The 25,214-nt window shown below is 66.9% G+C and carries 35 protein-coding genes; 9 read left to right on the top strand and 26 right to left on the bottom strand.

The annotated features are described in order from the left end of the window. Positions 1-33 precede the first annotated feature (33 nt). From ACZYZ7_RS11160 to ACZYZ7_RS11140, 5 genes are read right to left on the bottom strand one after another with little or no spacing between them, the layout of a single operon-like run. Complete coding sequence (locus ACZYZ7_RS11160; protein WP_450071970.1) at positions 34-825, bottom strand: cytochrome c biogenesis CcdA family protein; 792 nt, start codon at positions 823-825, stop codon at positions 34-36. Further along, complete coding sequence (locus tag ACZYZ7_RS11155) at positions 822-1,430, bottom strand: TlpA disulfide reductase family protein (protein WP_135458419.1); 609 nt, start codon at positions 1,428-1,430, stop codon at positions 822-824. The genes ACZYZ7_RS11160 and ACZYZ7_RS11155 overlap by 4 nt, the downstream gene beginning before the upstream one ends. Continuing rightward, complete coding sequence (locus tag ACZYZ7_RS11150) at positions 1,431-2,045, bottom strand: histidine phosphatase family protein (protein WP_463740907.1); 615 nt, start codon at positions 2,043-2,045, stop codon at positions 1,431-1,433. Then, positions 2,042-3,352: a glutamate-1-semialdehyde 2,1-aminomutase gene (gene hemL / locus ACZYZ7_RS11145; RefSeq protein ID WP_135458422.1), complete on the bottom strand. Its 1,311-nt coding sequence runs from the start codon at positions 3,350-3,352 to the stop codon at positions 2,042-2,044. The genes ACZYZ7_RS11150 and hemL overlap by 4 nt, the downstream gene beginning before the upstream one ends. A gap of 57 nt (positions 3,353-3,409) precedes the next feature. Beyond that, a complete protein-coding gene (locus ACZYZ7_RS11140; protein ID WP_135458424.1) occupies positions 3,410-3,796 on the bottom strand; it encodes a nitroreductase/quinone reductase family protein in 387 nt (128 codons plus the stop codon). 80 nt (positions 3,797-3,876) lie between these two features. On the opposite strand from ACZYZ7_RS11140, the gene ACZYZ7_RS11135 reads away from it, so the two are divergent. Both ACZYZ7_RS11135 and ACZYZ7_RS11130 read left to right on the top strand, forming a co-directional pair. Next, a complete protein-coding gene (locus tag ACZYZ7_RS11135) occupies positions 3,877-4,275 on the top strand; it encodes a nitroreductase family deazaflavin-dependent oxidoreductase (RefSeq protein ID WP_135458426.1) in 399 nt (132 codons plus the stop codon). Positions 4,276-4,314: 39 nt separating this feature from the next. Beyond that, positions 4,315-4,695 carry a nitroreductase family deazaflavin-dependent oxidoreductase gene (locus tag ACZYZ7_RS11130; RefSeq protein WP_090424844.1) on the top strand — a complete coding sequence of 127 codons (381 nt, stop codon included), beginning with the start codon at positions 4,315-4,317 and terminating at the stop codon, positions 4,693-4,695. On the opposite strand, the gene ACZYZ7_RS11125 is transcribed toward ACZYZ7_RS11130, so the two are convergent. Beyond that, positions 4,682-4,825 (bottom strand): hypothetical protein, encoded by a 144-nt coding sequence (locus ACZYZ7_RS11125; protein ID WP_167857986.1) that lies wholly within the window; start codon positions 4,823-4,825, stop codon positions 4,682-4,684. The genes ACZYZ7_RS11130 and ACZYZ7_RS11125 overlap by 14 nt on opposite strands. Before the next feature lie 259 nt (positions 4,826-5,084). Here ACZYZ7_RS11125 and ACZYZ7_RS11120 point away from each other — a divergent pair, with 259 nt between their 5' ends. Both ACZYZ7_RS11120 and mddA read left to right on the top strand, forming a co-directional pair. Continuing rightward, a complete protein-coding gene (locus ACZYZ7_RS11120; protein WP_450071973.1) occupies positions 5,085-5,366 on the top strand; it encodes a WhiB family transcriptional regulator in 282 nt (93 codons plus the stop codon). Between the two features lie 116 nt (positions 5,367-5,482). After that, positions 5,483-6,253, top strand: coding sequence for a methanethiol S-methyltransferase (gene mddA / locus ACZYZ7_RS11115; RefSeq protein WP_135458430.1), 771 nt, complete (start codon positions 5,483-5,485; stop codon positions 6,251-6,253). A 67-nt stretch (positions 6,254-6,320) separates the two neighbouring features. Here the strand turns inward: mddA and ACZYZ7_RS11110 are convergent, their stop codons facing one another. Next, the gene (locus ACZYZ7_RS11110; protein WP_463740906.1) at positions 6,321-7,445 is read right to left on the bottom strand and encodes a hypothetical protein; all 1,125 of its coding nucleotides are present in this window, start codon (positions 7,443-7,445) and stop codon (positions 6,321-6,323) included. 417 nt (positions 7,446-7,862) lie between these two features. On the opposite strand from ACZYZ7_RS11110, the gene ACZYZ7_RS11105 reads away from it, so the two are divergent. Both ACZYZ7_RS11105 and ACZYZ7_RS11100 read left to right on the top strand, forming a co-directional pair. Beyond that, entirely contained in the window at positions 7,863-8,000 is a 138-nt protein-coding gene (locus ACZYZ7_RS11105; RefSeq protein ID WP_167857987.1) for a hypothetical protein, read from the top strand. Between the two features lie 235 nt (positions 8,001-8,235). Then, complete coding sequence (locus tag ACZYZ7_RS11100) at positions 8,236-8,868, top strand: DEAD/DEAH box helicase family protein (RefSeq protein ID WP_450071975.1); 633 nt, start codon at positions 8,236-8,238, stop codon at positions 8,866-8,868. Here the strand turns inward: ACZYZ7_RS11100 and ACZYZ7_RS11095 are convergent. The 4 genes from ACZYZ7_RS11095 to ACZYZ7_RS11080 all read right to left on the bottom strand — a co-directional run bounded on the left by ACZYZ7_RS11095 (position 8,852) and on the right by ACZYZ7_RS11080 (position 11,092). After that, complete coding sequence (locus ACZYZ7_RS11095) at positions 8,852-9,334, bottom strand: pyridoxamine 5'-phosphate oxidase family protein (RefSeq protein ID WP_463740905.1); 483 nt, start codon at positions 9,332-9,334, stop codon at positions 8,852-8,854. The genes ACZYZ7_RS11100 and ACZYZ7_RS11095 overlap by 17 nt on opposite strands. Positions 9,335-9,381: 47 nt before the next feature. After that, entirely contained in the window at positions 9,382-9,573 is a 192-nt protein-coding gene (locus ACZYZ7_RS11090; RefSeq protein ID WP_135458437.1) for a hypothetical protein, read from the bottom strand. A 63-nt stretch (positions 9,574-9,636) separates the two neighbouring features. Further along, positions 9,637-10,251, bottom strand: a complete 615-nt coding sequence (locus ACZYZ7_RS11085; protein ID WP_450071976.1) for a TetR/AcrR family transcriptional regulator — start codon at positions 10,249-10,251, stop codon at positions 9,637-9,639. Next, entirely contained in the window at positions 10,238-11,092 is an 855-nt protein-coding gene (locus ACZYZ7_RS11080) for an oxygenase MpaB family protein (RefSeq protein WP_463740904.1), read from the bottom strand. Before ACZYZ7_RS11080 ends, ACZYZ7_RS11085 begins: the two co-directional genes overlap by 14 nt. Positions 11,093-11,225: 133 nt before the next feature. Between ACZYZ7_RS11080 and ACZYZ7_RS11075 the strand changes: the two genes are divergently transcribed. Beyond that, positions 11,226-12,074, top strand: coding sequence for an alpha/beta hydrolase (locus ACZYZ7_RS11075; protein WP_135458443.1), 849 nt, complete (start codon positions 11,226-11,228; stop codon positions 12,072-12,074). A gap of 16 nt (positions 12,075-12,090) precedes the next feature. Here ACZYZ7_RS11075 and ACZYZ7_RS11070 read toward each other — a convergent pair whose 3' ends face one another. From ACZYZ7_RS11070 to ACZYZ7_RS11025, 10 genes are all read right to left on the bottom strand, one after another. Further along, positions 12,091-12,855 carry an APH(3'') family aminoglycoside O-phosphotransferase gene (locus tag ACZYZ7_RS11070; RefSeq protein WP_463740903.1) on the bottom strand — a complete coding sequence of 255 codons (765 nt, stop codon included), beginning with the start codon at positions 12,853-12,855 and terminating at the stop codon, positions 12,091-12,093. A gap of 4 nt (positions 12,856-12,859) precedes the next feature. Then, entirely contained in the window at positions 12,860-13,087 is a 228-nt protein-coding gene (locus tag ACZYZ7_RS11065; RefSeq protein WP_450071979.1) for a hypothetical protein, read from the bottom strand. After that, a complete protein-coding gene (locus tag ACZYZ7_RS11060; RefSeq protein WP_135458447.1) occupies positions 13,084-13,569 on the bottom strand; it encodes a DUF3093 domain-containing protein in 486 nt (161 codons plus the stop codon). Before ACZYZ7_RS11060 ends, ACZYZ7_RS11065 begins: the two co-directional genes overlap by 4 nt. Then, positions 13,559-13,924, bottom strand: a complete 366-nt coding sequence (locus ACZYZ7_RS11055) for a hypothetical protein (protein ID WP_135458450.1) — start codon at positions 13,922-13,924, stop codon at positions 13,559-13,561. Before ACZYZ7_RS11055 ends, ACZYZ7_RS11060 begins: the two co-directional genes overlap by 11 nt. A gap of 19 nt (positions 13,925-13,943) precedes the next feature. Beyond that, positions 13,944-14,378 (bottom strand): hypothetical protein, encoded by a 435-nt coding sequence (locus ACZYZ7_RS11050; protein WP_463740902.1) that lies wholly within the window; start codon positions 14,376-14,378, stop codon positions 13,944-13,946. Further along, positions 14,375-15,355 carry a porphobilinogen synthase gene (gene hemB / locus ACZYZ7_RS11045; RefSeq protein ID WP_463740901.1) on the bottom strand — a complete coding sequence of 327 codons (981 nt, stop codon included), beginning with the start codon at positions 15,353-15,355 and terminating at the stop codon, positions 14,375-14,377. The genes ACZYZ7_RS11050 and hemB overlap by 4 nt, the downstream gene beginning before the upstream one ends. A 90-nt stretch (positions 15,356-15,445) precedes the next feature. Beyond that, entirely contained in the window at positions 15,446-17,137 is a 1,692-nt protein-coding gene (locus ACZYZ7_RS11040) for a bifunctional uroporphyrinogen-III C-methyltransferase/uroporphyrinogen-III synthase (protein WP_135458456.1), read from the bottom strand. Then, positions 17,134-18,090, bottom strand: a complete 957-nt coding sequence (gene hemC, locus ACZYZ7_RS11035) for a hydroxymethylbilane synthase (RefSeq protein ID WP_135458458.1) — start codon at positions 18,088-18,090, stop codon at positions 17,134-17,136. The genes ACZYZ7_RS11040 and hemC overlap by 4 nt, the downstream gene beginning before the upstream one ends. A 3-nt stretch (positions 18,091-18,093) precedes the next feature. After that, the gene (locus ACZYZ7_RS11030) at positions 18,094-19,452 is read right to left on the bottom strand and encodes a glutamyl-tRNA reductase (RefSeq protein WP_135458461.1); all 1,359 of its coding nucleotides are present in this window, start codon (positions 19,450-19,452) and stop codon (positions 18,094-18,096) included. A gap of 65 nt (positions 19,453-19,517) precedes the next feature. Then, on the bottom strand, positions 19,518-19,802 hold the full coding sequence (locus ACZYZ7_RS11025) for a glutaredoxin family protein (RefSeq protein WP_286175159.1): 285 nt from the start codon (positions 19,800-19,802) through the stop codon (positions 19,518-19,520). Positions 19,803-19,840: 38 nt separating this feature from the next. On the opposite strand from ACZYZ7_RS11025, the gene ACZYZ7_RS11020 reads away from it, so the two are divergent. Together ACZYZ7_RS11020 and ACZYZ7_RS11015 are read left to right on the top strand one after the other, a co-directional pair. Further along, a complete protein-coding gene (locus ACZYZ7_RS11020; protein WP_463740900.1) occupies positions 19,841-20,734 on the top strand; it encodes an HAD family hydrolase in 894 nt (297 codons plus the stop codon). A 108-nt stretch (positions 20,735-20,842) separates the two neighbouring features. Further along, positions 20,843-21,376, top strand: coding sequence for an FAS1-like dehydratase domain-containing protein (locus ACZYZ7_RS11015; RefSeq protein ID WP_135458465.1), 534 nt, complete (start codon positions 20,843-20,845; stop codon positions 21,374-21,376). A gap of 94 nt (positions 21,377-21,470) precedes the next feature. On the opposite strand, the gene ACZYZ7_RS11010 is transcribed toward ACZYZ7_RS11015, so the two are convergent. The 5 genes from ACZYZ7_RS11010 to proC all read right to left on the bottom strand — a co-directional run bounded on the left by ACZYZ7_RS11010 (position 21,471) and on the right by proC (position 25,187). Next, positions 21,471-22,544, bottom strand: coding sequence for a lysophospholipid acyltransferase family protein (locus ACZYZ7_RS11010; protein WP_450072083.1), 1,074 nt, complete (start codon positions 22,542-22,544; stop codon positions 21,471-21,473). Positions 22,545-22,573: 29 nt separating this feature from the next. Then, positions 22,574-23,710 (bottom strand): SDR family oxidoreductase, encoded by a 1,137-nt coding sequence (locus ACZYZ7_RS11005; RefSeq protein WP_450071981.1) that lies wholly within the window; start codon positions 23,708-23,710, stop codon positions 22,574-22,576. 29 nt (positions 23,711-23,739) lie between these two features. Beyond that, complete coding sequence (locus ACZYZ7_RS11000; protein ID WP_003402602.1) at positions 23,740-23,841, bottom strand: 30S ribosomal protein bS22; 102 nt, start codon at positions 23,839-23,841, stop codon at positions 23,740-23,742. A 119-nt stretch (positions 23,842-23,960) separates the two neighbouring features. Beyond that, on the bottom strand, positions 23,961-24,188 hold the full coding sequence (locus tag ACZYZ7_RS10995) for a cell division/environmental response transcriptional regulator (protein WP_003882954.1): 228 nt from the start codon (positions 24,186-24,188) through the stop codon (positions 23,961-23,963). Between the two features lie 138 nt (positions 24,189-24,326). Beyond that, a complete protein-coding gene (gene proC, locus ACZYZ7_RS10990; RefSeq protein WP_135458471.1) occupies positions 24,327-25,187 on the bottom strand; it encodes a pyrroline-5-carboxylate reductase in 861 nt (286 codons plus the stop codon). Positions 25,188-25,214 lie beyond the last annotated feature (27 nt).

The raw sequence follows: 25,214 nt of genomic DNA, 5'->3' as shown, positions 1-25,214 counted from the left end.
AGAACACTCCCAGGCGCCGGGCTTCGGCGTCGGTCATATCGGCAGCCTCACATCACTGACGAAGGCGTCACGCACCCACGACACGAACTCATTCCACAGACCTGTCACGAGTGCGGTGCCCACCAGGATCAGCAGGACCCCGCCGAAGATCTGGATGGTCCGGGTGTGCCGGCGCAACCAGCCCAGGCCGGTCACCGCTCGCGCCGAACCCAGGGCCAGCAGTACGAACGGGATGCCCAGACCGAAGCAGTAGGCCAGCACCAGCACCACTCCGCGGGCCACGGTGGCGCCGTCGGTGGCCGAGGCCACCGCGATCACCCCGGTCAGCGTCGGACCGAGGCACGGGGTCCAGCCCAGCGCGAACACCGCGCCCAGCAGCGGGGCGCCGGCCATCGTGGACCACTGCCGCGGCGCGAACCGGGCCTGACGTTGCAGCGCCGGGATGAAGCCGACGAACACCAGGCCCATCACGATCGTCACCACACCGCCGATGCGTTGCAGCAGAACCTGATTGACGATCAGCGTGGTGGTCATCCCGAGTACCGCCACCGCGCCGAGCAGGAACACCACGGTGAAACCCGCGACGAACAGCCCCGCCGCGCCGGCCACCCGCAGCCGCGCAGCCCTGGTGGCCTGCTTCGTCACCCCAGCCCCGGTGGCCGCCGGGTCCTCTTGGACCCCGACCACCGCGGCCAGATAGGACAGGTAGCCGGGCACCAGCGGCACCACACACGGTGAAGCGAACGACACCAGCCCGGCCAGCACGCTGATCCCCAGCGCCAGCAGCACCGGTCCGGCCGCGGCGATCTCGGCGAACCCGGTCATTTCTGCGGTCCCGGTTCGGCCGCCAACCGCTCCACGAGCGGCTGCAGATCCTCGGCCAGCAGCTCGCGCAGGAATACCGCGGCCACCCGGTGCTGACGGTCCAGCACGACGGTCGACGGGATCACCGTCGTCGGGTACTTACCGCCGAACGCGATCATCGTGCGCATCGCCGGGTCGTAGATGGACGGGAAGGTGACCTTGCGGTCGGTGACGAAATCGACTGCGGCATCGCGGTTGTTGTCCCGTACGTCGATGCCGAGGAAAGCCACGCCCTTGTCGCGAGTCTGTTCGTACACCTTTTGCAACTGACCGATCTCGGCCCGGCACGGCCCACACCACTGGCCCCACACGTTGATCACCACGACCTTGCCGGCGAAATCCTCCAGCGAGATGGTCTTGGTCGGGTCGGTGAGTTCGGGCCCGCTCAGTTTGCCTGGGGTGCCGCGCTTTTCGGGTGGATCGTAGAAGATGTCGGTCTTGCCGCCGGGTGCGACGAACTCGAAGGTGCCGCCCTGGGCCACCGCGTCGTCACCCGTCGAACATGCGGTGAGCAGCACCAGCCCTGCCAGCACCGCCGCACTCACCCGGGCGACCAACGACCTCATTCAGATTCCCCAGGGCTCCGTGTAGCCCCATCGGATCAGCTCGTCGTCGTCGAACGTGAACGACGTGATCGAGGACAGATTGCACAGCCGGCTGTGCGGCAACGGCAGGTGGGCGAGCTTGCGTCCGGTCATCGCCCGGCGCAGCGTCTCGACCGGAAGCTGGTGGCTGACGCACACCGCCTCGTGCCCGGCCGCCTTCTCCCGGGCCCGGTGCATGGCCGCCATCATCCGGGGCGCGATCTCGTCGTAGGGCTCACCCCACGACGGTTTCATCGGATTACGCAGCCGGAGCCAGTTCCTCGGGTCGCGCAGGGCACCGTCGCCGGGGGCCACCCGCTCCCCCTCGAACGTGTTCCACGACTCGATCAGCTCGCCGTCCGTGGCGATCGGCAGCCCGTGACTCTCGGCGATCGGCGTGGCCGTCTCCTGCGCCCGCTCCAGCGGTGAGGCCACCACGTAGACGATGTCCCGGCCGGCCAGCCAATCGGCGGCGGCCTGCGCCTGGGCCCGCCCGCGGTCGGACAGGTGGTAGCCGGGCAGCCGGCCGTAGAGCACCTTCTCCGGATTGAACACCTCGCCGTGACGCATCACGTGCACCGTGGTTCTGGTCGTCACGGGCGGGCCTCCGCGGCGGCGCGGGCCGCACCGGGCAGCGCGTCGGCGATGCGGGAGAACGCCTCGTCATCCAAAGCCGCTGAGACGAACCAGGTTTCGAACGCACTGCAGGGCGGGTACACCCCGGCCTCCAACAGCGCATGGAAGAACGGCGGGAACCGCCAGGTCTCGGTGGCTTTGGCCGCGGCAAAGTCGTCGACCTGCTCGTCGGTGAAGAACACGCTGAGCATGTTGCCTGCGCGCTGCACGCGGTGGACCACCCCGGCGTCGGTGAGAGCACCGGTCAGCAGGCCGGCCAACCGGTCGGCGTTGGCATCCAACCGGGCGTAGGCGGCGTCGTCGGCGTTGCGCAGCGTGGCCAGCCCGGCGGCCATCGCCACCGGGTTACCGGACAGGGTCCCGGCCTGGTAGACCGGCCCGAGCGGGGCGAGCCGCCCCATCACCTCGGCACTGCCGCCGAACGCCGCGGCCGGCAGGCCACCGCTCATCACCTTTCCGAAGGTGAACAGGTCGGCGTCGACGGGGTCGAGTCCGTACCAGCCGGCCCGGCTCACCCGGAATCCCGTCATCACCTCGTCGAGGATCAGCAGGGCACCGTGAGCCGCGGTGATCCGGCGCAACGCCGCGTTGAACCCGGGCAGCGGAGCCACCGTGCCCATGTTGCCGGGGCTGGCTTCACTGATGACACAAGCGATCTCGTCACCGAACCGGCCGAAGATCTCTTCCACCGCGGCGACGTTGTTGTACGGCAGCACGATGGTGTCGGCCGCCGCCGCGCCGGTGACACCGGGCGAGGACGGCAGACCCAGGGTCGCGACGCCCGAACCGGCGTCGGCCAGCAACGCATCACTGTGGCCGTGGTAGCAGCCGGAGAACTTGATGATCTTGGCGCGTCCGGTGTACCCGCGGGCCAGCCGGATGGCGCTCATCGTGGCCTCGGTGCCGGAGTTGACCAGACGCAGCCGCTCGACGGGGGCGACCCGGTCGATGATCTCGGCGGCGAGCTCGGTCTCCGACGGAGTCGGGGCGCCGAAGCTCAGCCCGTTGACCACCGCCTTCTGCACGGCCTCCACCACCGCCGGGTGAGCGTGACCCAGCAGCATCGGGCCCCACGAACAGACCAGGTCGACGTACCGGTTGTCATCGGCATCGGTCAGCCAGTAGCCCTTGGCCGAGGTGATGAACCTGGGGGTGCCGCCGACCGAGCTGAAGGCACGCACCGGCGAGTTCACTCCACCGGGGATGACGGCGCAGGCATCGGCGAACAGCTGGGCCGATCGCTGGGTCTGTGGATTGTCCACACGCATGGCCACCAGTGTCCCAGCCGGTGCAAATGCGTCAACTACAGGGTGTAGTGGGCGCGGTCACCCGGCCGGCGTCAGCGCGAACACCGGATGATCGGCGTCGTCGGGCAGGTCACGGAAGTAGCCCTCCACCACCTTGCCGGCCAGCGGGCGGTAGGCCGCGATGATCGGCGCCCGCTGATCCACCGAAACCTCCGCCGCCAGGTAGCTGGACTTGCCCAGCGTTACGCGCGGGTTGGCTCGGATATTGCGCACCCATTCCGATTCACCACGGGTCGAGACCAGATACTTGACGCCGTCGACCTCGGGAACCACAACGGGAATCTGCTGCGGCTGTTTGCTGACCCGGGTGGTCACGGTCAGGGTCTCGCTGTGTCCCACGCCGGTCGCCATCGCGATCCGGTTGAACACCTTCCGGACAAACCAAGGGGGCTTGAGGTAGGCCATGGCTCCAGTCTCGGCACATATCGCCCGGCGCGCCAGAGGTGGACACGCTCATGAACAACGAGGCCCGGCAAGATGACACGATGGTCCGATTCTCAGAACGCCGCGCTCGGTTCAATCGACGCGTCACCAACCGGATCTTCCGGCCCGTGTCGGGTTACCTACCGATCTGGTCGATCGTCGAGCACACCGGGCGACGCAGCGGTACGACCTATCGCACCCCGGTGACCGCATTCAGCACCGCCGATGGGGTGGCCGTGCTACTGCCCTATGGGCGACAACGGGATTGGGTGAAAAACCTGCAACGCGCGGGCGGTGGCCGGGTGAAGTTCGAAGGGCGGACGTTCGCCGTCGATCAACCGCGAATCGTGCCCACTGCCGAGGCGCTGCCACGGCTGAAGGCGCCGTGGCGCCAACTGATGGCGCGTGCGGGCGTCGAGCACACGCTGTTGCTCAGGCGTTCGGACAAAATCCGACCGTAGTAGGTTGTGACCGCCGTCACGGCTGCGATTGAATCGGGCATGCAACTTCCGCAATCGCTGGCCAGGTTCAACCGCCATGTGACCAACCCCATCCAGCGCCTGTGGGCAGGCTGGGCGCCGACGTTCGGGATCCTCGAGCACGTCGGCCGGAAATCCGGCAAGACCTACCGGACCCCGTTGAGCGTCTTCAGTACCGACGACGGCGTGGCCATCATGCTGACCTACGGTCCGGATCGGGACTGGCTGAAGAACATCACCTCAGCGGGTCACGCACGGATCCGGCGCCACGGTAAGACCATCGAGGTCAGCGGGCCGCGGGTGGTATCCAAGGCCGAAGCCGCCGAGCATGTGACCGGTGCGATGCGTCGCCCGTTCGCGCGTCTGCCCTTCGAACAGGCCGTGTTGCTCAAAAAGGTGTAGTGGTCACCCGCGGAACCGGAGACGCCTGCGAATCCAGTCGACGGTTCTGACAGATCACCACGCGGCGTAGGCCGAGCATCGTCGCGACGGGCACCGCCATCAACGCGATGATCTGGAACATCTCGCTCATCGCGGATTGCGCCTTGCCCGCCCGGGTGGAATCGGGGCAACGGCGGGGGCGGGCAACTCAGTCGGTGTCTTGTCTCGCATACCTGCCGGTCTACCCGGGCCCCGGGGCACCCGTCATCGATCTCAACGGTTTCTTGATGGCCGACGCTCGAATCCTTACAGGACCTGAAGATCATGTGCGCCAACAGCCCGTGCAGAATCTCGTTGCACCCGTAAAGAAGTCGTGAACAACCCGAGAAGCGAGCACCGAAGCCGCTGGGATGGTGTCCATGGCACATGACGACGCGGACGGATGGCACTGGCAACTGCACGCGAGGTGTCGAGGCATGGATGCTTCGGTGTTCTTCTCCCCCGAGGGTGAACGCGGGCGCGCTCGATTGAATCGTGAGCAGCGGGCCAAAGCGCTGTGCCGGGATTGTCCGGTACTGGCGCAATGCCGGACACACGCGCTGGCCATCGGCGAACCGTTCGGGGTGTGGGGCGGATTGTCAGAGGCGGACCGACACGGCCTGCTGGATCCGAAACGGTCCGGAACCGGCTGATTCAGCAAACCCGCAAACCCCTGTTCACCTGGGGATTCAAGGTCTACCGTAGATAAGTCACTGCTGCGATCCGCGGCAGGGCGCGGCATCTGTCCCATCGGTGGCAGGAGGTCACCATGAAGCGCCTACTCATCATCGGTTACGGGGTCGCAAGCTATCTGGCGTTCCTCGCGGCCTTCCTCTACGCGATCGCGTTCGTCGGCAATTTCGTGGTGCCCCGCACGGTCGATGCCGGTATCGCCGCACCGACCAGTGAGGCCGTGCTCGTCAACCTGCTACTGCTCGCGGTGTTCGCCATTCAGCACAGCGTGATGGCCCGGCCCTGGTTCAAGGACCGGTGGACGCGGATCGTCCCGCAAGTCATCGAGCGCAGCACCTACGTACTGTTGGCCAGCCTGGCGCTGTTCCTGCTGTACTGGCAGTGGCGCACCATGCCCGCGGTCGTGTGGAACGTGGAATCCACTGCGGGACGGGTGATTCTGTGGGCGCTGTTCTGGGCCGGCTGGGCAACCGTGTTTGCCTCGACGTTCATGATCAACCACTTCGACCTGTTCGGGCTCCGCCAGGTGTGGCTGAACTGGCGCGGCCGACCCTATGACGAACTGGGGTTCCGCACGGTGATGTTCTACCGGGTGATCCGGCACCCGATCATGGCCGGATTCATCGTGGCCTTCTGGGCCACCCCGACGATGACGGCGGGGCATCTGCTGTTCGCGGCCGTCAGCACCGCCTACATCCTGGTCGCGATCCAGCTCGAGGAGCACGACATGGTGGTCAAGATGGGCGATCAGTACCGCGACTACCGGCACCGGGTGGCGATGCTGACTCCAGGACTGCACCTCGGTCACGACCATCCCGCCCCGAGGGCCAGGCACCGCCCGGCGTAACCGCCGGGAGCTCGCGACCAGCCGGGTGTGGTGAGCGACGTACGCCCAAACCACACCCGGCATGCGACTACTCCTGGCCGCCGTCTGCGTCGCCCGAGGACTCGTTCCCTCCGGAAGCCTTGGCAGGTTTGTTCAGACCCGACTTCACCTTCTTCACAAAGGATTTCACTGACGTCGCCGCCGGAGATTCGGGCTTGCCCTCCGCCGGTGCACCTGCGCTGTCCGTATCCGTGTCACCGAGGCTCGCCACGGTCTGCCCGGGCCGAACCTTGTTGCCCTTGCCGAAGATCGAGCGCAGCGCGGGACGGGCATGCGTGGTCGAATCCGAGGTGTTGACCGTTGCCGCCACCCGGGCAGCGGGTGCGACGTCCTGATCGTCACCTGTACCGGTGGCAGGACCGGCTTCAGCCCTACGCTCCAGTGCGAGATTCGGTGTCACGGGCTGGGTTTGGAGGGCGGCCTTGATCGCCTGCCGGGTGTCGTGACCAACCGCCGCAGTGGCGTTGGCCAGATCGATCGTGCGCATGGCGACGTCTTTCACCCCGTGCTGGAACGCGTTGATGGTGGCGCCCGGGTCAAGCGTGGCCGCCGCTTTCAGCACCTCACCTATCGAATAGACCGCCTGGTCGATGAGCGGCTTCACATAGCTGATCCCGAGGTAGATCGGTATCGAGATCGCACTCTCCACCAGCACGGGGACCAAGGCCTGGGCGACGGCCAGCGGGCGTTGCAGCAGGTACTCCACCGACGGTACCGACCGAATCACATACTGGATGACCGGCGTTCCGACTGCATTGAGGATCTCGATGGGTGCCTGCCCGGGGTTACCGTGCACGATCGCGTCGGCCGCCGCTGAGAGACCGGCGGGTAGCCCGGTAACGACGTCCACGGCGGTCTTGATGCCGTCGACCACAATCGCTCCCGTCGTGTTGACGGTGGCGAGCTGGTTCATCAGGAGCTGATTGAGAATCGGGGCCGGGTCACTGAGTTCAGCGGCGATGAGTCCGGCGATGACTTCCTGCGAGAACTCGAGGACCGGGGCGAACACCTCGACCGGATTCTCCACCGCGGCCACGAGTTCGACACTGCCCGAATGGATCTGCGGTGGCGGGTTGACGGGTGCCGTGGCGATGACACCGGCTCCGACAAGCGCGATTCCGGCAGTGAGATAGGGCCGAACACCTGCGTGCATGTAATCCCCTTCGTCCGAGTTGACATTCCGGACGGGGCCCGACGCACCGCACGCAGCCAACGACGAGGAAACGTACTCGACGGGTTGTAACGTGTTGCAGTTTTTGCCGAGGTGGAGCGGAGGCCGTTTGCACCCGCAACATTTAGCAACGTGAATCAATCGCCACTATCTGCACTTTCGGCAATATAGCTACTTACGGTAGCGTAAAGAATTCTCACAGCTACTCGCTAGTAGCATTCGCCCATTTCGTCCTGGACGCCCGGCGAGCAACACGCCCAACCCACCGCCGACCACAGGCCCGCCAGACACCGCCGGACGGAGCGCCGTACGCGCCAAGGCCGAAAAACGCCGACTGGCTTTTATTTTTTTCTGATGTATGGTCGGGCTCAGTGATTGTTTGCGAGTAAAGGAGCAACGATGGCTGATAAATCCCACAGTCGCGCGCCCAAGAAACCGGCGGCAATGTCCATCAAGGAACGGCGGGCAGCGAAGCGAGACAAGGCCGCCGAGGCCGGGGAGACCATTCCCAAGAGGAAGCGGCCGGACCGCGCATAGCCTTTGAACTGCGGCTTCTTACGATTTTTCGGCATCCACGCACCGACTGAACGCACCACACACCGGGTCGGCAGAAATTGATTCGCATCGAATTATCACCTTTTCATTGAACATCGAAATCCGCGCGTTAATCGCTCGTCCAATTTATTGATCAGCGTGGATCAATTTGCGAAATAATGGTCGGCCGAAGCATGACAATTTCCGGCCAATATGGAGAATGGCGGGTGGAATTGCTGTGGCGGATCGAGAAGCCGCCGGCCCGCAGGTACTGGTGCTCGGTTGGCTGACCGACCTGTCCGGGTCGATTGCCGCGGCCCTGGGGCGCGACGACATCGTGACCAAACATGCGCATCCGCCGTGTACCCGGGTGCCGATCCGGACACGCTGGCGCGCAACCGATTCGGCAGCGCTGCCATTGAGCGCAGCTGAGATCGAGTCGATCGAATCGGTGATCGCCATTTTCGACGGGCATTTCATGCATTCCCGGTTCGGCGGGCGCCAGAACTGCGCTTCGCGCAGGCGGTTGCGCGCGTGCGCGAGCGAAGCGTGTGAGATGGCGACCACCGCCGCACTCACCGTGGGCGCGCGACGGGCCCTGTTGATCGGCGACGCACGCCGGCTGCCTCCGAGCCGGCGTGCGTCCGCCACCCGTTGGACCCGCAATCTGGCGCACCGGGTCGGTTACGAATGCGCGGTCAACGGACTGCCCGGCCACTCGGCCTCATATGCGGCGATCGACACCGACGACGATGTCCCCGATGTCGCCGATGCCGTTGTGTCATGGCATACCGGTCACAGCACCGAGCAGCCGCGGCGATCGCCGCTGCACCCGGTAGTGGGCAATTCAGGCTTCACGCCCGCCAGGTGAGCACCTCACCGGACCCCGCTGTCATGACCGTGCCCGGCATCACCCGCAACCGGTACGGGGTCAGCCGCAAGGCCGCGAACTGATCCGACGTCGGCCCGTCGGTCCACTGCGGGATGACGTACGGGTCGTACCCCACCGGCGCGGGGCCATTGGCGAAGCGGTCCCACACCTGTGTGCAGGTCTCGTCGTCGGTGTACCACTCCACCAGGCAATCGGCGGCGCAGGTGTCGTGATTGGTGGTCCAGTAACTCACCGAGACGTGCGGGTGCACCGCCAGATGCGCCCGCTTCACCGGACTGGGAACGGTGGCGACCCAGCCGAACAGGTCGGTCCCGTCCCATTCCCAGATCGGGTGCAGGATGCGGCTTCGGGGTTGACCGTCGGCGTCGACGGTGGCCACCGAAGCCCACACGATCTCGTGGGCCATCGTCACGAAGGCAGGGGCAATCCGGTCCAGCGGGGTCACGTCAGCCACATTAGGCAAGGGCCCCCCTCACCGGCGCAGGTTCGCGGTTACTGCTCGCGGTCCGCCTCACCGTAGATGGGGTTGCCGTCGTCGTCGAGCCAGTCGTTGACGGCGGTGCCGGATACCGTGCCATGACTGCCTGGCAGCGTGACGGTCGGGCGCTCGTCGTCATAGGAGTTCAGGACGCGTTCGGCTTCTCTGTGGTGCTTGGCCGTGACGGGCGGCTTCTCGGTGCTCATACCTATGGCTGCCCGAAAGCGTGAGCTGCCAAACACATCGGCACGCCGGGCGCCGGACCGGGGTCAGGCCGAGACGGTGCGAAGCGAGGCCGGCAGGCTGGGCAGGAAATGCCGGGTGGCGAAGGCCCGGAGATCCTCGGGGGTGTCGAGAGGTTCGACGCTGGGCAGCAGGAGCACCATCCCCGCGTAACGCAGGATGGTGTCGGCCAGGTCGTTGACCGTCTGCTCCCCTATCCGTTCGGCGAAGCCGGCCGGGAAGATCACCTTGAGCGCCGCGGCCATCCGCTCGATCGCCGCGCCGTAGTGGGTGTGCAGCATCTCCATCACCAGGGCCGGTTCATCGGCGATCATCTGGTTGAGCACATGGTGACGACGGAACTTCAGGATCGACAGCGTGAACGCCTCGACGTAGTAATTCGATTGCGGTCCAGCATTTTTCAACTCGTTGGCGATGTCGGAGAACAACGCGACGTTCTCCCGTTCGATCACCGCCGCGACCAGCTCGTCGCGGTTGGCGAACCTGCGGTAGATCGTGGTGCGGCTGACCCCGGCCCGGCGCGCGACGTCGTCGAGCGCGACCCGGCGTAGACCGTGCCGCTCGAACTCGACGAGCGCCGCGTCCAGGATCCCAGTCACCGAATCAGCCACCGCCGCGGGCGACGAATCAGGCCTGGGCATAGCCCTTTTGCGCAAATTTGTTGTAGCGCACGCTCATCGGTAGATGGTCCCACACCCAGTTCACCGGGCGGGACCGCCAGAACGCCGCGAACCGCTGGTAGTTGCGTTCCTGACGGTCACTCCACGGCAGGTTCAGCAGGTCACGGGCACGTGGCGGCATACCGCCGGTCGTAATGAACGCGGCTACCGGATTGAACACCGGCGCGGCCAGCTTCCAGGCCAGCGGCGACACCGCCTTGGGCCGCGGGAATCCCTTGGTGACGTACCCGATGCCGTACTGCGCAGTCTTGTGGGCGACGACGATCTCGTTCATCATCCGGTCCCAGTACTGCCCGAACTCAGCGTAGGTGGCCGGCATCGCGCGGTCGCTGACGCCGTAGCGGCGGTACCAGGTCTTGGACTCCAGGTAGATCTGTTCCTTCTCGGCGTCGCTGAGCCGCTTGACGAAGGTATCGGCGAAATACAGCACCTGCTCGACGAAGGTGGCGTGCGCCCAGAAGTACGTCTCGGGGTCCAGGGCGTGATAGCGCGCGCCGTCAGGCATCTCACCCTTGATGTCGCGGTGGTAGTCGCGCACCTGCTGTCCACGGTTGTCATCATCGGTGCCGTAAACGGTCATGTAGATCGGAGGCAACGACCGCTTGACGCGGGCGGCGGTGTCGGAGAAGAACACCGAATGGTCCAGCACCCCCTGGCCGAGCTCGGCCAGCATGTTCTGCAGGACGGCGGGCCGCGGCCCGATCAGGTACATCCGGTTGTCGCCGAAGTACTTCCAGACCAGCGATTGCCGCCCCAGGGGCAGGGCGTCGGTCTGCTGAGGCTGCTCGGCCAATTCGGTCATGGACACAGTGTTACAGATTTCGCACTTTGTACCAACAGGTCTGTGACCGGGGTCACCGACGAGGTGGGCGGCGTTATCGCGCTGTTGCCGGACCGTGGCCCGCGATGAGACCCATAGTTGGAATGATGCGCAGGTGACCTCGCTGACCCGCCGCGACGCGCTGCGCCTAGGCGTCACCGGTGCCGGTGCCGCGGGACTGATGACACTGGGCAGCCTGCTCGGTCCGGCTACGCCCCGAGCGTCTCCGAGCCCCAACCAAACGGCCTCCGCGGGCGCCCCGTTGCCGACCCGCGATTCAGGGTCGTTCACCTCCGCGGCCCGCGGCGGTGTCGAAACCAACTGGATCATCGCCCGTCCGCCGGGCCAGCACGGCCCATTGCGTCCAGTGATCGCCCTGCACGGGATGGACAACGATGCCGCCGGCGTGATGAACCTGGGAATCCCGGAAGCGCTGGCCCAGCTGACCGCGGCAGGCCGACCGCCGTTCGCCGTGGTCAGTGTGGACGGCGGCAACTCGTTCTGGCGCCGTCGAGCCTCTGGTGGGGACTCCGGCGCGATGGTGCTCAACGAACTGATCCCGATGCTGGCCACCAAGGGCATCGACACCTCGCGAGTGGCCTTCATGGGCTGGTCGATGGGCGGCTACGGCGCCATGCTGTTGGGTGCCAGACTCGGTGCCGCGCGCACCGCGGCGGTCTGCGCAATCAGCCCGGCGCTGTACCTGACGTACTGGGGCGCGCCGCCCGACGCCTTCGACAGCCTCGAAGACTGGCAGCAGAACTCAGCGCTGAGGCTGCTGCCCGCGCTGGGGTCGATCCCGCTACGCATCGACTGCGGCACCGGGGACGGGTTTTACGCCGCGACCCGAATGTTCGTCAACCAACTGCCCAAGACCCCAGCCGTCGGCTTCTACCCCGGCGGCCACGATCAGGACTTCTGGCGCGCGCACTTGTCCGACGAGCTGGCGTGGCTCGATTCCTGAACCGCGCCTTGGGCTCTCACCCCCAGGTCAACGGATCCAATGCGAGGTAGAACCGCAGCCGGTCCTCATCTATCGCCGCCGGATAGCCCGCGGCCAGACCTGCCGCGGCGTCCTCGGCGAAGCCGGGAAAGGTGTCGGCGGTGTTCGCCGACAGCAACGCCAGATCAGCGTGGCGGTCGGCGAGACCCAGGCGACCGAGGTCGACGAATCCCTCGACGGTGAGCCGGTCGGGGTCGATCAGGATGTTGGGCAGACACAGGTCGCCGTGGCACACCACGAGATCGGCGGCCTCCTGGCGGCGACGCAGGTCGACCTCGCGTTCGACGCGCATGAGCAACTCGGCGGCCGGAACGTCCCGGTCCTCGTCGCGCAGAAACTCGGGGTTGACCGCGCCCGCGGCGACGACGGAGCGGGCCCGCGACAGCATGTCGTCGAGGTCGCGCCGATACGGACAATCGTCGACGGCGATGCCGTGCAAGGAGCGGACTGCCTCCACCACCGCGGGCCACACCGACCGAAGCTCCGCTTCCGTGAGCCCATCGGCCCCGACGCCGGCGACGGCACTGGTGACCAGGCAGGCACCGCCGTCCTCGGTGGCGCCCCAGTCGATCACCGCCGGTGACGGCACACCGTGATCGTGCGCCCACGACACCCGGTCCCGCTCGGCTGCCAGATCCGTCACCGCCGCCGGGCCGACCATCTTCGCGAATCTGGAACCGTCCGCACTACGGAACACAGCGGCACCGGATTCACCGCGCGAAACGGGATGCCAGCCGGTCACGGGATCAGCGGCGCAACCGGGCGACGCCCAGCACGGTCAGCACGCCCGCCAGACCCGCGAGCACCAGTGCCAGCACCAGCAGTGGTGCCGAGTAGCTGACCGCGGTGGTGGCCGGCTCACCGTCGAGCACGGGCGCCACCTCGATCGTCGTTGCCGCAGCGATCCAGCTCAACACACAGCCCACCGCAGCAACGGCGGCCACGATGAACTCCAGCACAGCCCGGCGCTTCACGATGTGCGCTCCTCGACCAGCGGCGTCAGCGCTTCCCGCAGCTTCCGGTGCTTGCGCGCCCAGGCCTGGGCGGTACGGGCGCCGGTGAGCTTGAGCCCGATGCCGGTGCGGCCCCGTGGCATCCCGGACAGTTCTCCGAGGGCACGGGCCGACTGCCATTTCGGGGCCTCCGAGCCCGAGGCTTCGGGGTAGATCAGCACGATCTCGTCGATCTTGAGGATCTCGGCGCCCTGTCGCAGGGCGTCGGCGGTCAACTCGACCGAGGTGTGGATGCGCGCGGCCTTGATCTGGATGGCCACGAACCCCGACACCAGCACCAGGAACAGGATCGGAATCCACAGGTCGTAGCCGTATCCGCCGGTCATCTGCAGAATCGCCATACCGATACCGGCGAACGGCCCCAAAAGGAGCCAGGCCCAGCTGGCGCCCTGCTCGTAGAACAGCACCTCGGAGGCAACTTTGCTCACCGGTTCACTCTCCATCGTCACCCCTCCGCAATGGCAGCACGCTCAGCCCGGTACCCACGATGAGCGGGAGCAGCGAGACCAGCACGAGAATGTTGAGGCCGGTCAACAGCACCAGGACCACGATAGCCAGCGACAATGCGATCGCCGCGCGGCGGTAGCGTGGATCATCGGAGCGGCTGCGGCCCGCCAGAAAAGCCATCCCGAGCCCGGCGAGCGCGACGAGCGCTCCGATCCCGCGGTACAACATCGCGTTACCGCCGGGTGGGCTTGCCGAGACTGCGAGCATCCCGCCGGCGATCAACAGCACCGCGCCGACGAGCCAGCAACTGAACACGATGGTCGCGCGGCGCGACGCTGGTAATGAGGACATTGTCGGGAAGCGTAGCCAATCAGTGGGTGAAGAAACCGTCGGCGTCCTTGCGGTGCAGCAGGTACAGCCCACCCGCGATCAGCACCGATCCGACGATCGCGGTCACGGCGTAGCCCACCGCGGCCGCATCTTGGCGTTCGCCGGTCAGCAGGCTGCTGATCGCGTGCAGGACCGAGACGATCCCGCCGCTGGTCAGCAGGGTGCGGGCCCAGCGATATCCCTGGCGCATCAACAGCAGGAATGTCACCACGATCGAGGACAACACGACCAGGAACATCACCGAGAAGACGATGGTCATCGACCGCTGCACACCACTGCCGGATCCGGTGAGCGCGTCGATCAGATACCCCACCACCATGAGCACCAGGGCGGCGGTCCACAACCAGAACCCGGTGTCGACGTCCTCGGGACGGCCGGTCGGGCCCTGCTGCTGCTCGGTCACCTGTTCCGTCACGCAAGCCAGCCGGCCACATCGGCCGCCCAATAGGTCAGCACGATGTCGGCGCCGGCCCGCCGGATCCCGATCAGCGACTCCAGCGCCGCCGCCTCCAGATCGATCCAGCCATTGGCGGCGGCCGCACAGATCATCGAGTACTCGCCCGAAATCTGATATGCCGCAACGGGTACCGGCGAGATATCGGCAGCGGCGCGCACCACGTCCAGGTAGCTCATCGCGGGCTTGACCATCACCATGTCGGCGCCCTCGTCGACGTCGAGCTCGACCTCGTGCACGGCTTCCCGGATGTTGCCCGCATCCTGTTGGTAGGTACGACGATCCCCGACCAGACTGGACGACACCGCTTCGCGGAACGGGCCGTAGAACGCCGAGGCGAACTTGGCCGCGTAGGCCAGGATGGCGACGTCGGTGTGGCCGGCCGCATCCAGCCCGTCACGGATGGCGGCCACCTGGCCGTCCATCATGCCGCTGGGGCCGAGCACATGTGCACCCGATTCCGCTTGCGCCACGGCAAGTTCCACGTAACGCAGGTTGGTTGCGTCGTTGTCTACCCGGCCCGCGGCATCCAGCACGCCGCAGTGCCCGTGGTCGGTGAACTCATCGAGGCAGGTGTCGGCCATCAGCACCGTGGCGTCGCCGAGGTCCTTGGCCAGATCACGCAGCGCCACGTTGAGGATGCCTTCGGGATCGATGCCCACGGCACCGGTCGGATCCTTGTCCTCGTCGCGGGGCACGCCGAACAGCATCAGCCCGCCCACACCCGCGGCCACCGCGTCGGCGGCCGCCTGGCGTAACGAATCCCTGGTGTGTTGCACCACGCCGGGCATCGAGGAGATCGGGCGCGGTGCGTCAATACCGTCGGCGACGAACATCGGCAGCACCAGATGGCGCGGCTCCAAAGAGGTTTGGGCCACGAGCCGACGCATCGCCGGCGTGGACCGCAGCCGACGTGGACGATGCCTCGGGTAAACCATGGCAAGCTCCTTCTGCGCTTCTCCGCGAAACTGTATTCCAGAAGGAAGAGTTCGAGAGCGGCCCTGCTGGGATACCGTTTCGGCGGGTGTTTACCTGCGGCGGCTCTTCTTGCGCGGCGGGGGCAGCGCCCCCTCTGCCCGCAGACGGGCAGCGTGCTCGGCGAGCGCATCGACCAGCGGTCCCACCGCGGCCGACTCGGGCTGCACATCCACCCGCAGGCCGAATTCCGCTGCGGTTTCAGCGGTCTTGGGTCCGATGCAGGCCACGATGGTCCGGGCATGCGGCTTGCCGGCGATACCGACCAGGTTGCGCACCGTCGAGCTCGAGGTGAAGCAGACCGCGTCGAAACCGCCGGTCTTGATCATCTCGCGGGTCTGCGCCGGTGGCGGAGCCGCACGCACGGTGCGGTAGGCGGTGACGTCCTCGATCTCCCAGCCGCGTTCGCGCAGGCCCTCGGCCAGCGTCTCGGTGGCGATGTCGGCACGCGGCAGCAGCACGCGGTTCACCGGATCGAAAACCTCGTCGAACGGCGGGAACTCATCGAGCAGGCCGAGCGAGGACTGCTCCCCCGACGGCACCAGCTCGGGGTTGATGCCGAACGCCCGCACCTTGTCGGCGGTGGCCTGTCCGACACACGCGATCTTCACACCCGAGAACGCCCGTGCGTCCAGGCCGAATTCGTTGAACTTCTCCCAGACCGCACGCACGGCGTTGGTCGAGGTGAACACCACCCACTGGAACCGACCGTCGACCAGACCCTTGACCGCGCGCTCCATCTGCGCGGGGCTGCGCGGGGGCTCGACGGCGATGGTCGGCACCTCGATCGGCAGGGCGCCGTGGCCCACGAGCCGGTCGCTCATCTCGCCGGCCTGATCCTTGGTGCGCGGCACCAGCACGGTCCAGCCGTACAGGGCGCGGCTCTCCCACCAGTTCAGCTTGGCCCGGTTGGCCACGGTCTTGCCGATGGTGACGACCAGCGGCCCCACCAGCGGTCCGACCAGCTCGCTTCCGGCCGGCTTCTCCAGCGTGGCCTTGTCGAGCAGCCCACCGAGCGTGGTCTCCACCGACCGCTGCTGACAGGTGGTGCCGCTCGCGGTCACCACCGCCGGGGTGCTGTCGACCAGCCCCTGCTCGATCAGGGTGCGTGCGGCATCCGGCAGGTGCGACGCGGTCGCGTGCAGGATCAGCGGCCCGGGAGCGGCGGCCAACGCCGCCCAGTCCACGTCGCCGCGGACATCGGCCACGGTGTGCGACGAACCGAGCGGCAGGCCCGCGTAGGTGGGCACCGCACTGGTGGCGGGCAACCCGGGGACGATCTCGAAGTTCACATGGGACTTGGCCAGTGCACCGATCTCGGTGATGACGGCGTCGACTGACAGCGGGTCACCCGCGACCAGGCGCACCACGTCGTAGCCGTGGCGAGCCTCGGCGACCAGCGTCTTGGCCACCTCGGCGGGGTCGCCGAGCGCCGGACGGACCTCAGGTCCACCCGCGATGACCGCGGCCTGTGCAGCGTCGGATGTTCCGGCGGCATCGGCGTCGGCCGTGTCACCGGCGGCAGCGTCGGCCTTGGCCGGCGCAGCCGGGGCCGGGCCGGACGCCGGCGGCAGCTCGGTGCCGATCAGCGCCAACACGGCTTCGGGTACGTCAGGATCGGTGAACACCAACTCGGCGTGCGCCAGCACGGTTTGTGCCCGTGCCGTCAGCAGCCCCGGATCTCCCGGGCCTGAGCCCACAAATGTGATGCGGCCGGGCTTCGCCTTGCGACCTCGCATGGTCATTCTTCACTCCCGCGCTCTACCAACAGCTCGCGTGCACCCAGCTCGAAAAGCTCCGCGGCCACCGAGACACCCAAGTCGGCGGCCCGATCGGGAGTTCCGATACCGGACGCACGAATCACGTCGGATCCGTCCAGCGTCGCTACGCAGCCGCGCAACGACAGCTCCTCGAAGACATTGCCGTCCTCATCGATCGACTCGACCACTTCTGCGATCGCGCCAACCGGTGCGGAACAGCCCGCCTCCAGTTCGGCGAGCAGGATCCGTTCGGCGGTGACCGCGGCGCGCGTATCGGCGTCGTCCAACTCCGACAGCACCGAAATCAGCTCGGTGTCGCCGGAGCGGCACTCCACCGCGAGCGCACCTTGAGCCGGCGCTGGCAACATCTGCACCGGCTCGAGCGACTCGGTGACTACATCGAGTCGTCCGATACGGGCAAGACCCGCGCGGGCGACCACGATGGCGTCGAGATCACCGCTCGTAACCCTGTTCAACCTGGTATCTAGGTTGCCTCGTAGGGGGCGGATTTCCAAACCGAGACCCAGTGCTCTAAGCTGCGCGGCCCGTCGCGCACTCGATGTGCCGATCACGGACCCCGCCGGCAACTCGCCGAGCACCAATCCGTCACGCGCCACCAGCGCGTCACGGGGGTCCTCACGGCGCGGCACGGCGGCGATCACGAACCGATCGTCACGTGCGGTGGGCAAATCTTTGTAGGAGTGCACGGCCATGTCCACCCGGCCGTCGTGGATCGCCTCCCGAAGCGCCGCGGTGAAGACCCCGACACCGATGTCGGCGATGGGGCCCTGGTTGCGGTCGCCCTCGGTGGAGATGATCACCAGCTCGCAGGCATGCCCGGCCGCCCGCATTGCGTCCCTGATGGTGCCGGCCTGCGTGGTCGCCAGCAGGCTACCCCGGGTGCCGATCCGGATTACCGTATCGCGCGTTTTTACCAAAACCTACTCAGACTTATCGAGATCTGTTGTCATGAAGGGCAATTCGCTGGCCGCCACAGCTTCGACGGCCTGCGGATCGAGTTCGAACAGCTCACGCAGGGCTTCTGCGTAGCTGTCCCCGCCAGGCGCGCTGGCGAGTTGTTTCACCCGCACCGTGGGTGCGTGCAAAAGCTTGTCGACGACGCGGCGGACCGTCTTGGCCACCTCGTCGCGGTGCGTCGCGTCCAGCCCGGGCAGCCGGTTGTCCAGGCGCAGCAGCTCGGCCTCGACCACGTCGGCGGCGCGCTGCCGCAGCGCGGTGACGGTCGGGGTGACCTCGGCCATCCGCTGGCCGGCCAGGTAGTTGGCAACCTCGGTGGCGACGATCGTGCGGGCCGCGTCGGCATCGGTGGCCGCCGCACGCGCCGACGGTTCCCGCTGGATCCGGTCCATGTCGACCACCCAGACACCGGGCAGCCCGGCTACCGCCGGGTCCACGTCACGCGGCATGCCGAGATCGCAGATCACCAACTGCCGGTCGCCGCCGGCGGCAGCATTTCGCTGCGCCAGGGCGTGGTGCACGTCGGCCAGCGACACCACCGGACGTACCGCCCCGGTGCTGCTGACCACGACATCGGCGTCGGCCAGAGCCTCCGACAGATCGTCCAGAGAAAAGGCCTGCGCCTGCACACCCTGCTCGGTGAGGTTGGCGGCGAGGCGCTCAGCGCGCGGCAGCGAGCGGTTCACCACGTGGACCCGCTCGATTCCGGCCCGCACCAGGTGCGCGCCGGCCAGCGCGCCCATCGAGCCCGCGCCGATCACGGCTGCGGTGCGCCCGGCGAGCCCGCCGGTGAGTTTGGTCTCGGCCATGCCGAGGGCGACCGACACCACGGATGCGCCCGCGGCGTCGATCCCGGTCTCGGAGTGCACCCGCTTGCCGACATTGAGGGCGCGTTGGGCCAGTTCGTGGAGGGTGCGCCCGACGGTCTGGTGCTCTTCGGCCGACGAATAGGCGCGACGCACCTGCCCCAGCACCTGGGCTTCACCGATGACGGCCGAATCCAGGCCGCTGGTCACCGCGAACAGATGCTCGACGGCAGCCTCGGCGTAGCGCACATAGGCGTATTTGGTGAGATCGTTGAGCGACATGCCGGAGTGGTCGGACAGCACCTGCCCGATGATCGACAGGCCACCGTGGAAGGCCTCGACCACGGCATAGATCTCGACGCGGTTGCAGGTGGACAGGACCATGGCCTCGGTGACCAACGAGGATCGAAGGACCTCGTCGATGATCTTGGCCTGATCCGACTCGTCAGTGCTCAACTGCTCGAGAACAGACACCGGCGCGCTGCGGTGCGAAACCCCGAATAGCAGCACACTCACGGCTTCATCACCACGTCACCAAGGTAATCGTTTCCCGCCCGCCCACCAAATTTCATCTGGCGGCGTCATCTGCTGGGGACGTCGGCCCGAAGGGCCTGCTCGTCGACATCCCAGTAACTGTGTTCGGTCCCGTTCAGCAAAATCACCGGTAACAGATCGCCGTACCGGGCCCGCAGTGTCGTGTCCCCGGCGGCGGCTGCCACGTCGACGTCGGTGTTCACCAGGTCGAAGTCCAGCTCCTCGCGCAACGCGGCCAGCTGCCGGGCCGCCTTTTCGCACATACCGCACCCGGCCCGGGTCAGCAACGTCACAGTGGCTCGACCGCCGCTACCCGCCTGCTCGCGCTCCACACCGCCAGTATCCCGGCCCGGTGACCTAGGGTGAATTCGTGTCCGAATCCGGTAGTGCCGATGCGCTCGAACAGGAGCTTGCCGCCGAGGCCGGCGCCGAACTCGCTGTCACCGAGCTCGAGTCCGACACCGAGCCCGCCGGGGTACCGGCGCCGCCGCCCGATCTGACGGCCGCGGCGTTCTTCGACGTCGACAACACCCTGGTCCACGGATCGTCGCTGGTGCACTTTGCCCGCGGCCTGGCCGCCCGCAAGTACTTCACCTACCGCGACATCCTCGGCATCGCCTACGCGCAGGCCAAGTTCCAGTTCACCGGCAAGGAGAACAGCGACGACGTCGCCGAGGGCAAGCAGAAGGCCCTGGCGTTCATCGAGGGTCGCTCCACCGCCGAGCTCGTCGAACTCGGCGAGGAGATCTACGACGAGATCATCGCCGACAAGATCTGGCCGGGAACCCGGGCGCTGGCCCAGATGCACCTGGACGCCGGTCAGCAGGTGTGGCTGGTCACCGCGACCCCCTATGAGCTGGCCGCCACGATCGCGCGGCGCCTGGGGCTGACGGGCGCGCTGGGCACGGTGGCCGAGTCGGTCGACGGGGTGTTCACCGGACGGCTGGTCGGCGACATCCTGCACGGCACCGGCAAGGCCCATGCGGTGCGATCGCTGGCCATCCGGGAAGGGCTGAACCTGCGCCGGTGCACGGCCTATTCGGACAGCTTCAACGACGTGCCGATGCTGTCGCTGGTCGGTACCGCGGTGGCGATCAACCCCGACGCCGCCCTGCGCGATGTCGCCAGGGAACGGGGCTGGGAGATCCGCGATTTCCGCACCGCACGCAAGGCGGCGCGCATCGGCGTGCCGTCGGCACTGGCCCTCGGGGCGCTGGGCGGCGCACTGGCGGCTGCCGCGTCCCGCCGCCACGACATTCGCTGAGCGGGTGTCCCGCGCTGATAAGCTGCCGCGGCGGGCCGCGCCAGCGGGCCCCCGCAGCCATGCACGTTTGTGCGCACCGCGCACCGCATACCGAACAGCGCAGGGAACATGAGCATCGCCGCAAACATCATCGGGACTCACTACCGGTACCCCGACTACTTCGAGGTCGGCCGGGAGAAGGTCCGCGAGTTCGCCCGCGCGGTCAAGGACGAGCATCCGGCGCTCTATGACGCCGAGGCTGCCAAGGAATACGGCTACGACTCGGTCGTGGCCTCGGTGACGTTCCTGGCGGTGGCCGGCCGGCGTGTCCAGCTGGAGCTGTTCGACAAGTTCGACATCCCGATCAACCTGGAGCGCGTGCTGCACCGCGACCAGAAGCTGATCTTCCACCGCCCGATCCTGGTCGGCGACAAGCTGTGGTTCGACTCGTACCTGGACTCGGTCATCGAGTCGCACGGCACCGTGATCGCCGAGGTCCGGGCCGAGGTCTCCGACGACGACGGCAACCCGGTTGCCACCAGCATCGTCACCATGCTCGGCGAGGCGGCCATCGACGAGGCCGACGAGATCAGTTCACAGATCGCCGCGGCCCGCGATGCCGCGATCGCCAAGATGGTTGCTGGGCAAAAGTCCGGCGCCTGATTTTCCCTTCCGCGAGCAGACACAAAACTGCCCCTTTTCACACGAAAAGGGGCAGTTTTGTGTCTGCTGGCCGGGAGAAGGTAAGGCGAAAACCTCAGCCGAAGAACATGTTTCGGCGCCCCGCCAGCAGCTGATAGAGCGTGTGCTGGATGGTCTCGCGGACCTGATCGGTGAGCTCGAAGGTGATCATCGGGTCGTCGGCGGCGCCCTCTTCGTAATCGGCCGTCTCGATCGGCTCGCCGAACTGGATGTGCCACTTCGACGGCAACGGCACCAGCCCGAGCGGGCCGGCCAACGGGAACAGCGGGGTCACCGGGAAGTACGGCAGACCGAGCAACCGGGCCAGCAGCTTGACGTCGGCCATCATCGGGTAGATCTCCTCCGACCCGACGATCGAGCACGGCACGATCGGCGCCTGTGCCCGCAGAGCTGCGGAAACGAACCCGCCACGGCCGAACCGCTGCAGCTTGTACCGGTCCTTGAAGTTCTTGCCCAGCCCCTTGAAGCCTTCGGGGAACACGGCGGTGAGCTCGCCGTTGGCGAGCAGTCGGTGCGCGTCGGTGGTGCAGGCCATGGTGTGCCCGGCTTTGCGGGCAGCCGCACCGACCATCGGCAGATCGAAGACCAGGTCCGCGGCCAGCAGACGCAGATCCCGGTGTCCGGGATGGTGATCGTGCACGGCCACCTGAGTCATCAGCCCGTCGAAGGGCAGCACCCCGGCGTGGTTGGCCACCACGAGCGCCGCGCCACTCTCGGGCAGGTTCTCGATGCCGGACACCTCGACCCGGAACCAGGACCTGAAAAACGTTCTCAGCAAAGGCAGGAAGATTGCGTTGGTGATGTGCGGATCGAACCCGAACTCGTCCACCGGGTACTCACCGGTCATCCGGGTGCGGACGAATTCAGAGACCGCCGCGATGCCCTTGACGAGTTCGCTGGGGCCGTCGTCGGCCGGCGAGTGACCCGAGGCGCTGCTGCGCCGCTGATCGATCTCCCGGACTACCGCGGCGATCTGCTCGGCCGAGGCCCGGCTACCCGGATCGGCCAGGACAGACGGGTGCCTGCGGGCACTGTCGGACCGGGCCGCCGCCCGGCGCGCAGCGGAGGCACGGCTCGAGTTCCCATGCAGCGGAATAACTTTCGCCTTGGATTCAGCCGCCACGTCGATACCTTCTCCCACCCCGGATAGAGCCAGTCCTAATATCCCAAACGCTGCGCCACCCCCATGGCGCGACTCTCCATTGAGCGTACCCATCGCGGATCAAGTATCGGTGTCAATCCGCGACCACGGACGTAGTCGTCGAATGCCTCGGCGGTCGTCCACTTGGGACTGTAACCCAGATCCCTGTGCATTCGCGTAGTGTCCATAACCCGGCCGTAGCTCAGATAGTTCATCTGATCGCGGTCGAGTTCGGTGTAACGCGTTGCGCGACTGAGTGAATTGATCGCCGACAACGCCCCGCGCGGGACGGGAAGCCGGACACGCCCCGACCGCCGGATCGCCTGGCTCATCATGATGATGCCCGAGGCGCCGACGTTGAATGTGCCCGCCTTGCCGGCCATGGTCGCACGCTCCAGGGCGCCGAGGGCGTCCTGTTCGTGCAACAACTGCAGCCGTGCGTCGTGGCCGACCAACGACGGGACCACCGGCCCCGCCAGATACCGCGACAAGGCGGTATCCATGGCCGGCCCGATCATATTGGCCAGCCGAAGGATGGTCACGCCGATGTCCGGACGACGCCGGGCCAGGCCGCGCGCATAGCCCTCGATGTCCATGCTGTCGCGGGCGAACCCGTCACCCGGCGGACGCCGGGCGCTGCTCTCCTCGCTGAACATCACCGGATCACGGGAGCTCGAGCCATACACCTCTGAGGTGGACTTGAGCACGACCCGACGGACCGACGGCGCCTTCTGGCAGGCCGCGAACAGTTGGATCGCGCCCATCACGTTGAGTTCCTTCAACGTGGCGCGCCCTCCGGACCGCGGCGCGTAGGACGCCGCCGCGGCATGCACGACGGTGTCCACATTCCCGTTTCGGATCACCTTGGCGATAAACGGGTTGCGGATGTCGGCCCGGACGAACTCGGCCCGCCCCATCCGACGCATGAGGTCCTTGCTCGGCACCACCGCATCCACGGCGATGACATGCTCGATCGACGGGTTCTGTGCCAGCCTGGCGGTCAGATAACCACCGAGGAACCGGCACGCACCCGTGACCAGAACCACTTTCGGAGCGGGCGCCGCACCTGCGGACTGCGTTCCACCGGAAGAGTCCGCGCCAGACGACCCGGGGACTCCCGTCGGGCGTCCCCCCGAACGACCATCAGAATCCATCGGCTCAGCCTAGCGGCTGCAGCGGAAGGCTACTTGCCAAGCTTTCTACGCTGCACCCGAGTACGGCGAAGCAGCTTGCGGTGCTTCTTCTTCGACATACGCTTACGCCGCTTCTTGATGACTGAGCCCATAAAGTCTGGTGTCTCCGCTACTCACGCTGGATGGTTGACCCGGTCACTTTACCCGGGCCGACCACCGAAACGGAAAACGCCAGCCTGCTCAGGCCCACCCAGACCGCTGCGGCGTGTGCCTAACCGGCGTCGAAGTACGAAGACTCCAGCAGATCGTGGACCGCCTTGGCGTGGACCCGGAACGATCGACCCACTCGCACCGCTGGCAGTTCACCGTTGTGCACCAACCGGTACACCGTCATCTTCGAGACCCTCATCAAGCTCGCCACTTCGGCGACCGTCAGAAATTGAGCTCGAGGCTGACCGTCGCCAGCATCCCGCGCCGATGGCCCGTTCATAGACGTCATCGCAACCCAATCAATCAGGCACAGGCAGTCCCAGCGGCTTCCCCACCGCTGGCACCGACCCGCGCATACAAAGGGAGAATAGCGTGGCGGGTGGGGTTACTGCGACGGGTGTGGGCTAATCAGTTGGAATTAATCTAATTACTCAGATGTAATTCCGAGCTGCTCAGAGCGCGTTTTCGCGGCCTGAACGGCATTGGAGACCGCGGTCCGCAGTCCCCCACGCTCCAGTTCCCGCAGCCCAGCGGCCGTAGTCCCGGCCGGCGACGTCACCATCGCCCGCAATTGGGCCGGCGTGGTGTCCAGCGCGGCGCCTCCGGCCGCGTTCACCTCATCGAGGCGCTCCAGCAGCATCGCCGCCGAACCGGCCATCGTCTGCACCGCCAGATCGGTGGCCACGGCACGCGACAGGCCCGATTCCACGGCCGCATCCACCAAGGCCTCGACCATTAGGAAGAAGTACGCCGGGCCCGAGCCGGAAACCGCGGTCACCGCGTCCAGCTGCGACTCGGCGACGGTGATCACGCCACCGACCGCATCGAAGATCGACGAGACCGCCTTGAGCTGATCAGCGGTCGCGAACCGGCCCGGCGCCAAGGCGCTCACCCCGCCGCCGACCACGATCGGAGAGTTGGGCATGACGCGGATCACCGGCGATCCGGCCGGCAGCTTGTTCTCGTAGTACGACGTGGCCACACCCGCGGCGATGGAGACGAACACCTGCTCGGCGGTGTCGCTGTCGGCGCGAACCGCCGCCTCGGCGATCTCGTCGATCACTTTCTCGACATCGCCAGGTTTGACCGCGATGACCACGTAGGTGGCGTTCTCGGCGGCAGCGACGACCGAGGTCACCTGCACCGAATACTTCTCTGACAGGTACTTGACCCGGTCCGGGAATTTCTCCGCGACCACCATGTCCTTGACCTGTCTGCCAGCCCGTAACAGCCCCGACAGCAGCGCCTCGCCCATGCTTCCGCCGCCGATTATCGCGATTCTCGACATGGGCGACAGCATTCCATGCCCGCGCGT

The organism is Mycobacterium sp. IDUB_17 (assembly GCF_055419465.1).
Note: the sequence above shows the minus strand (reverse complement) of the source record. Positions and strands in the feature narration are given on the sequence as shown.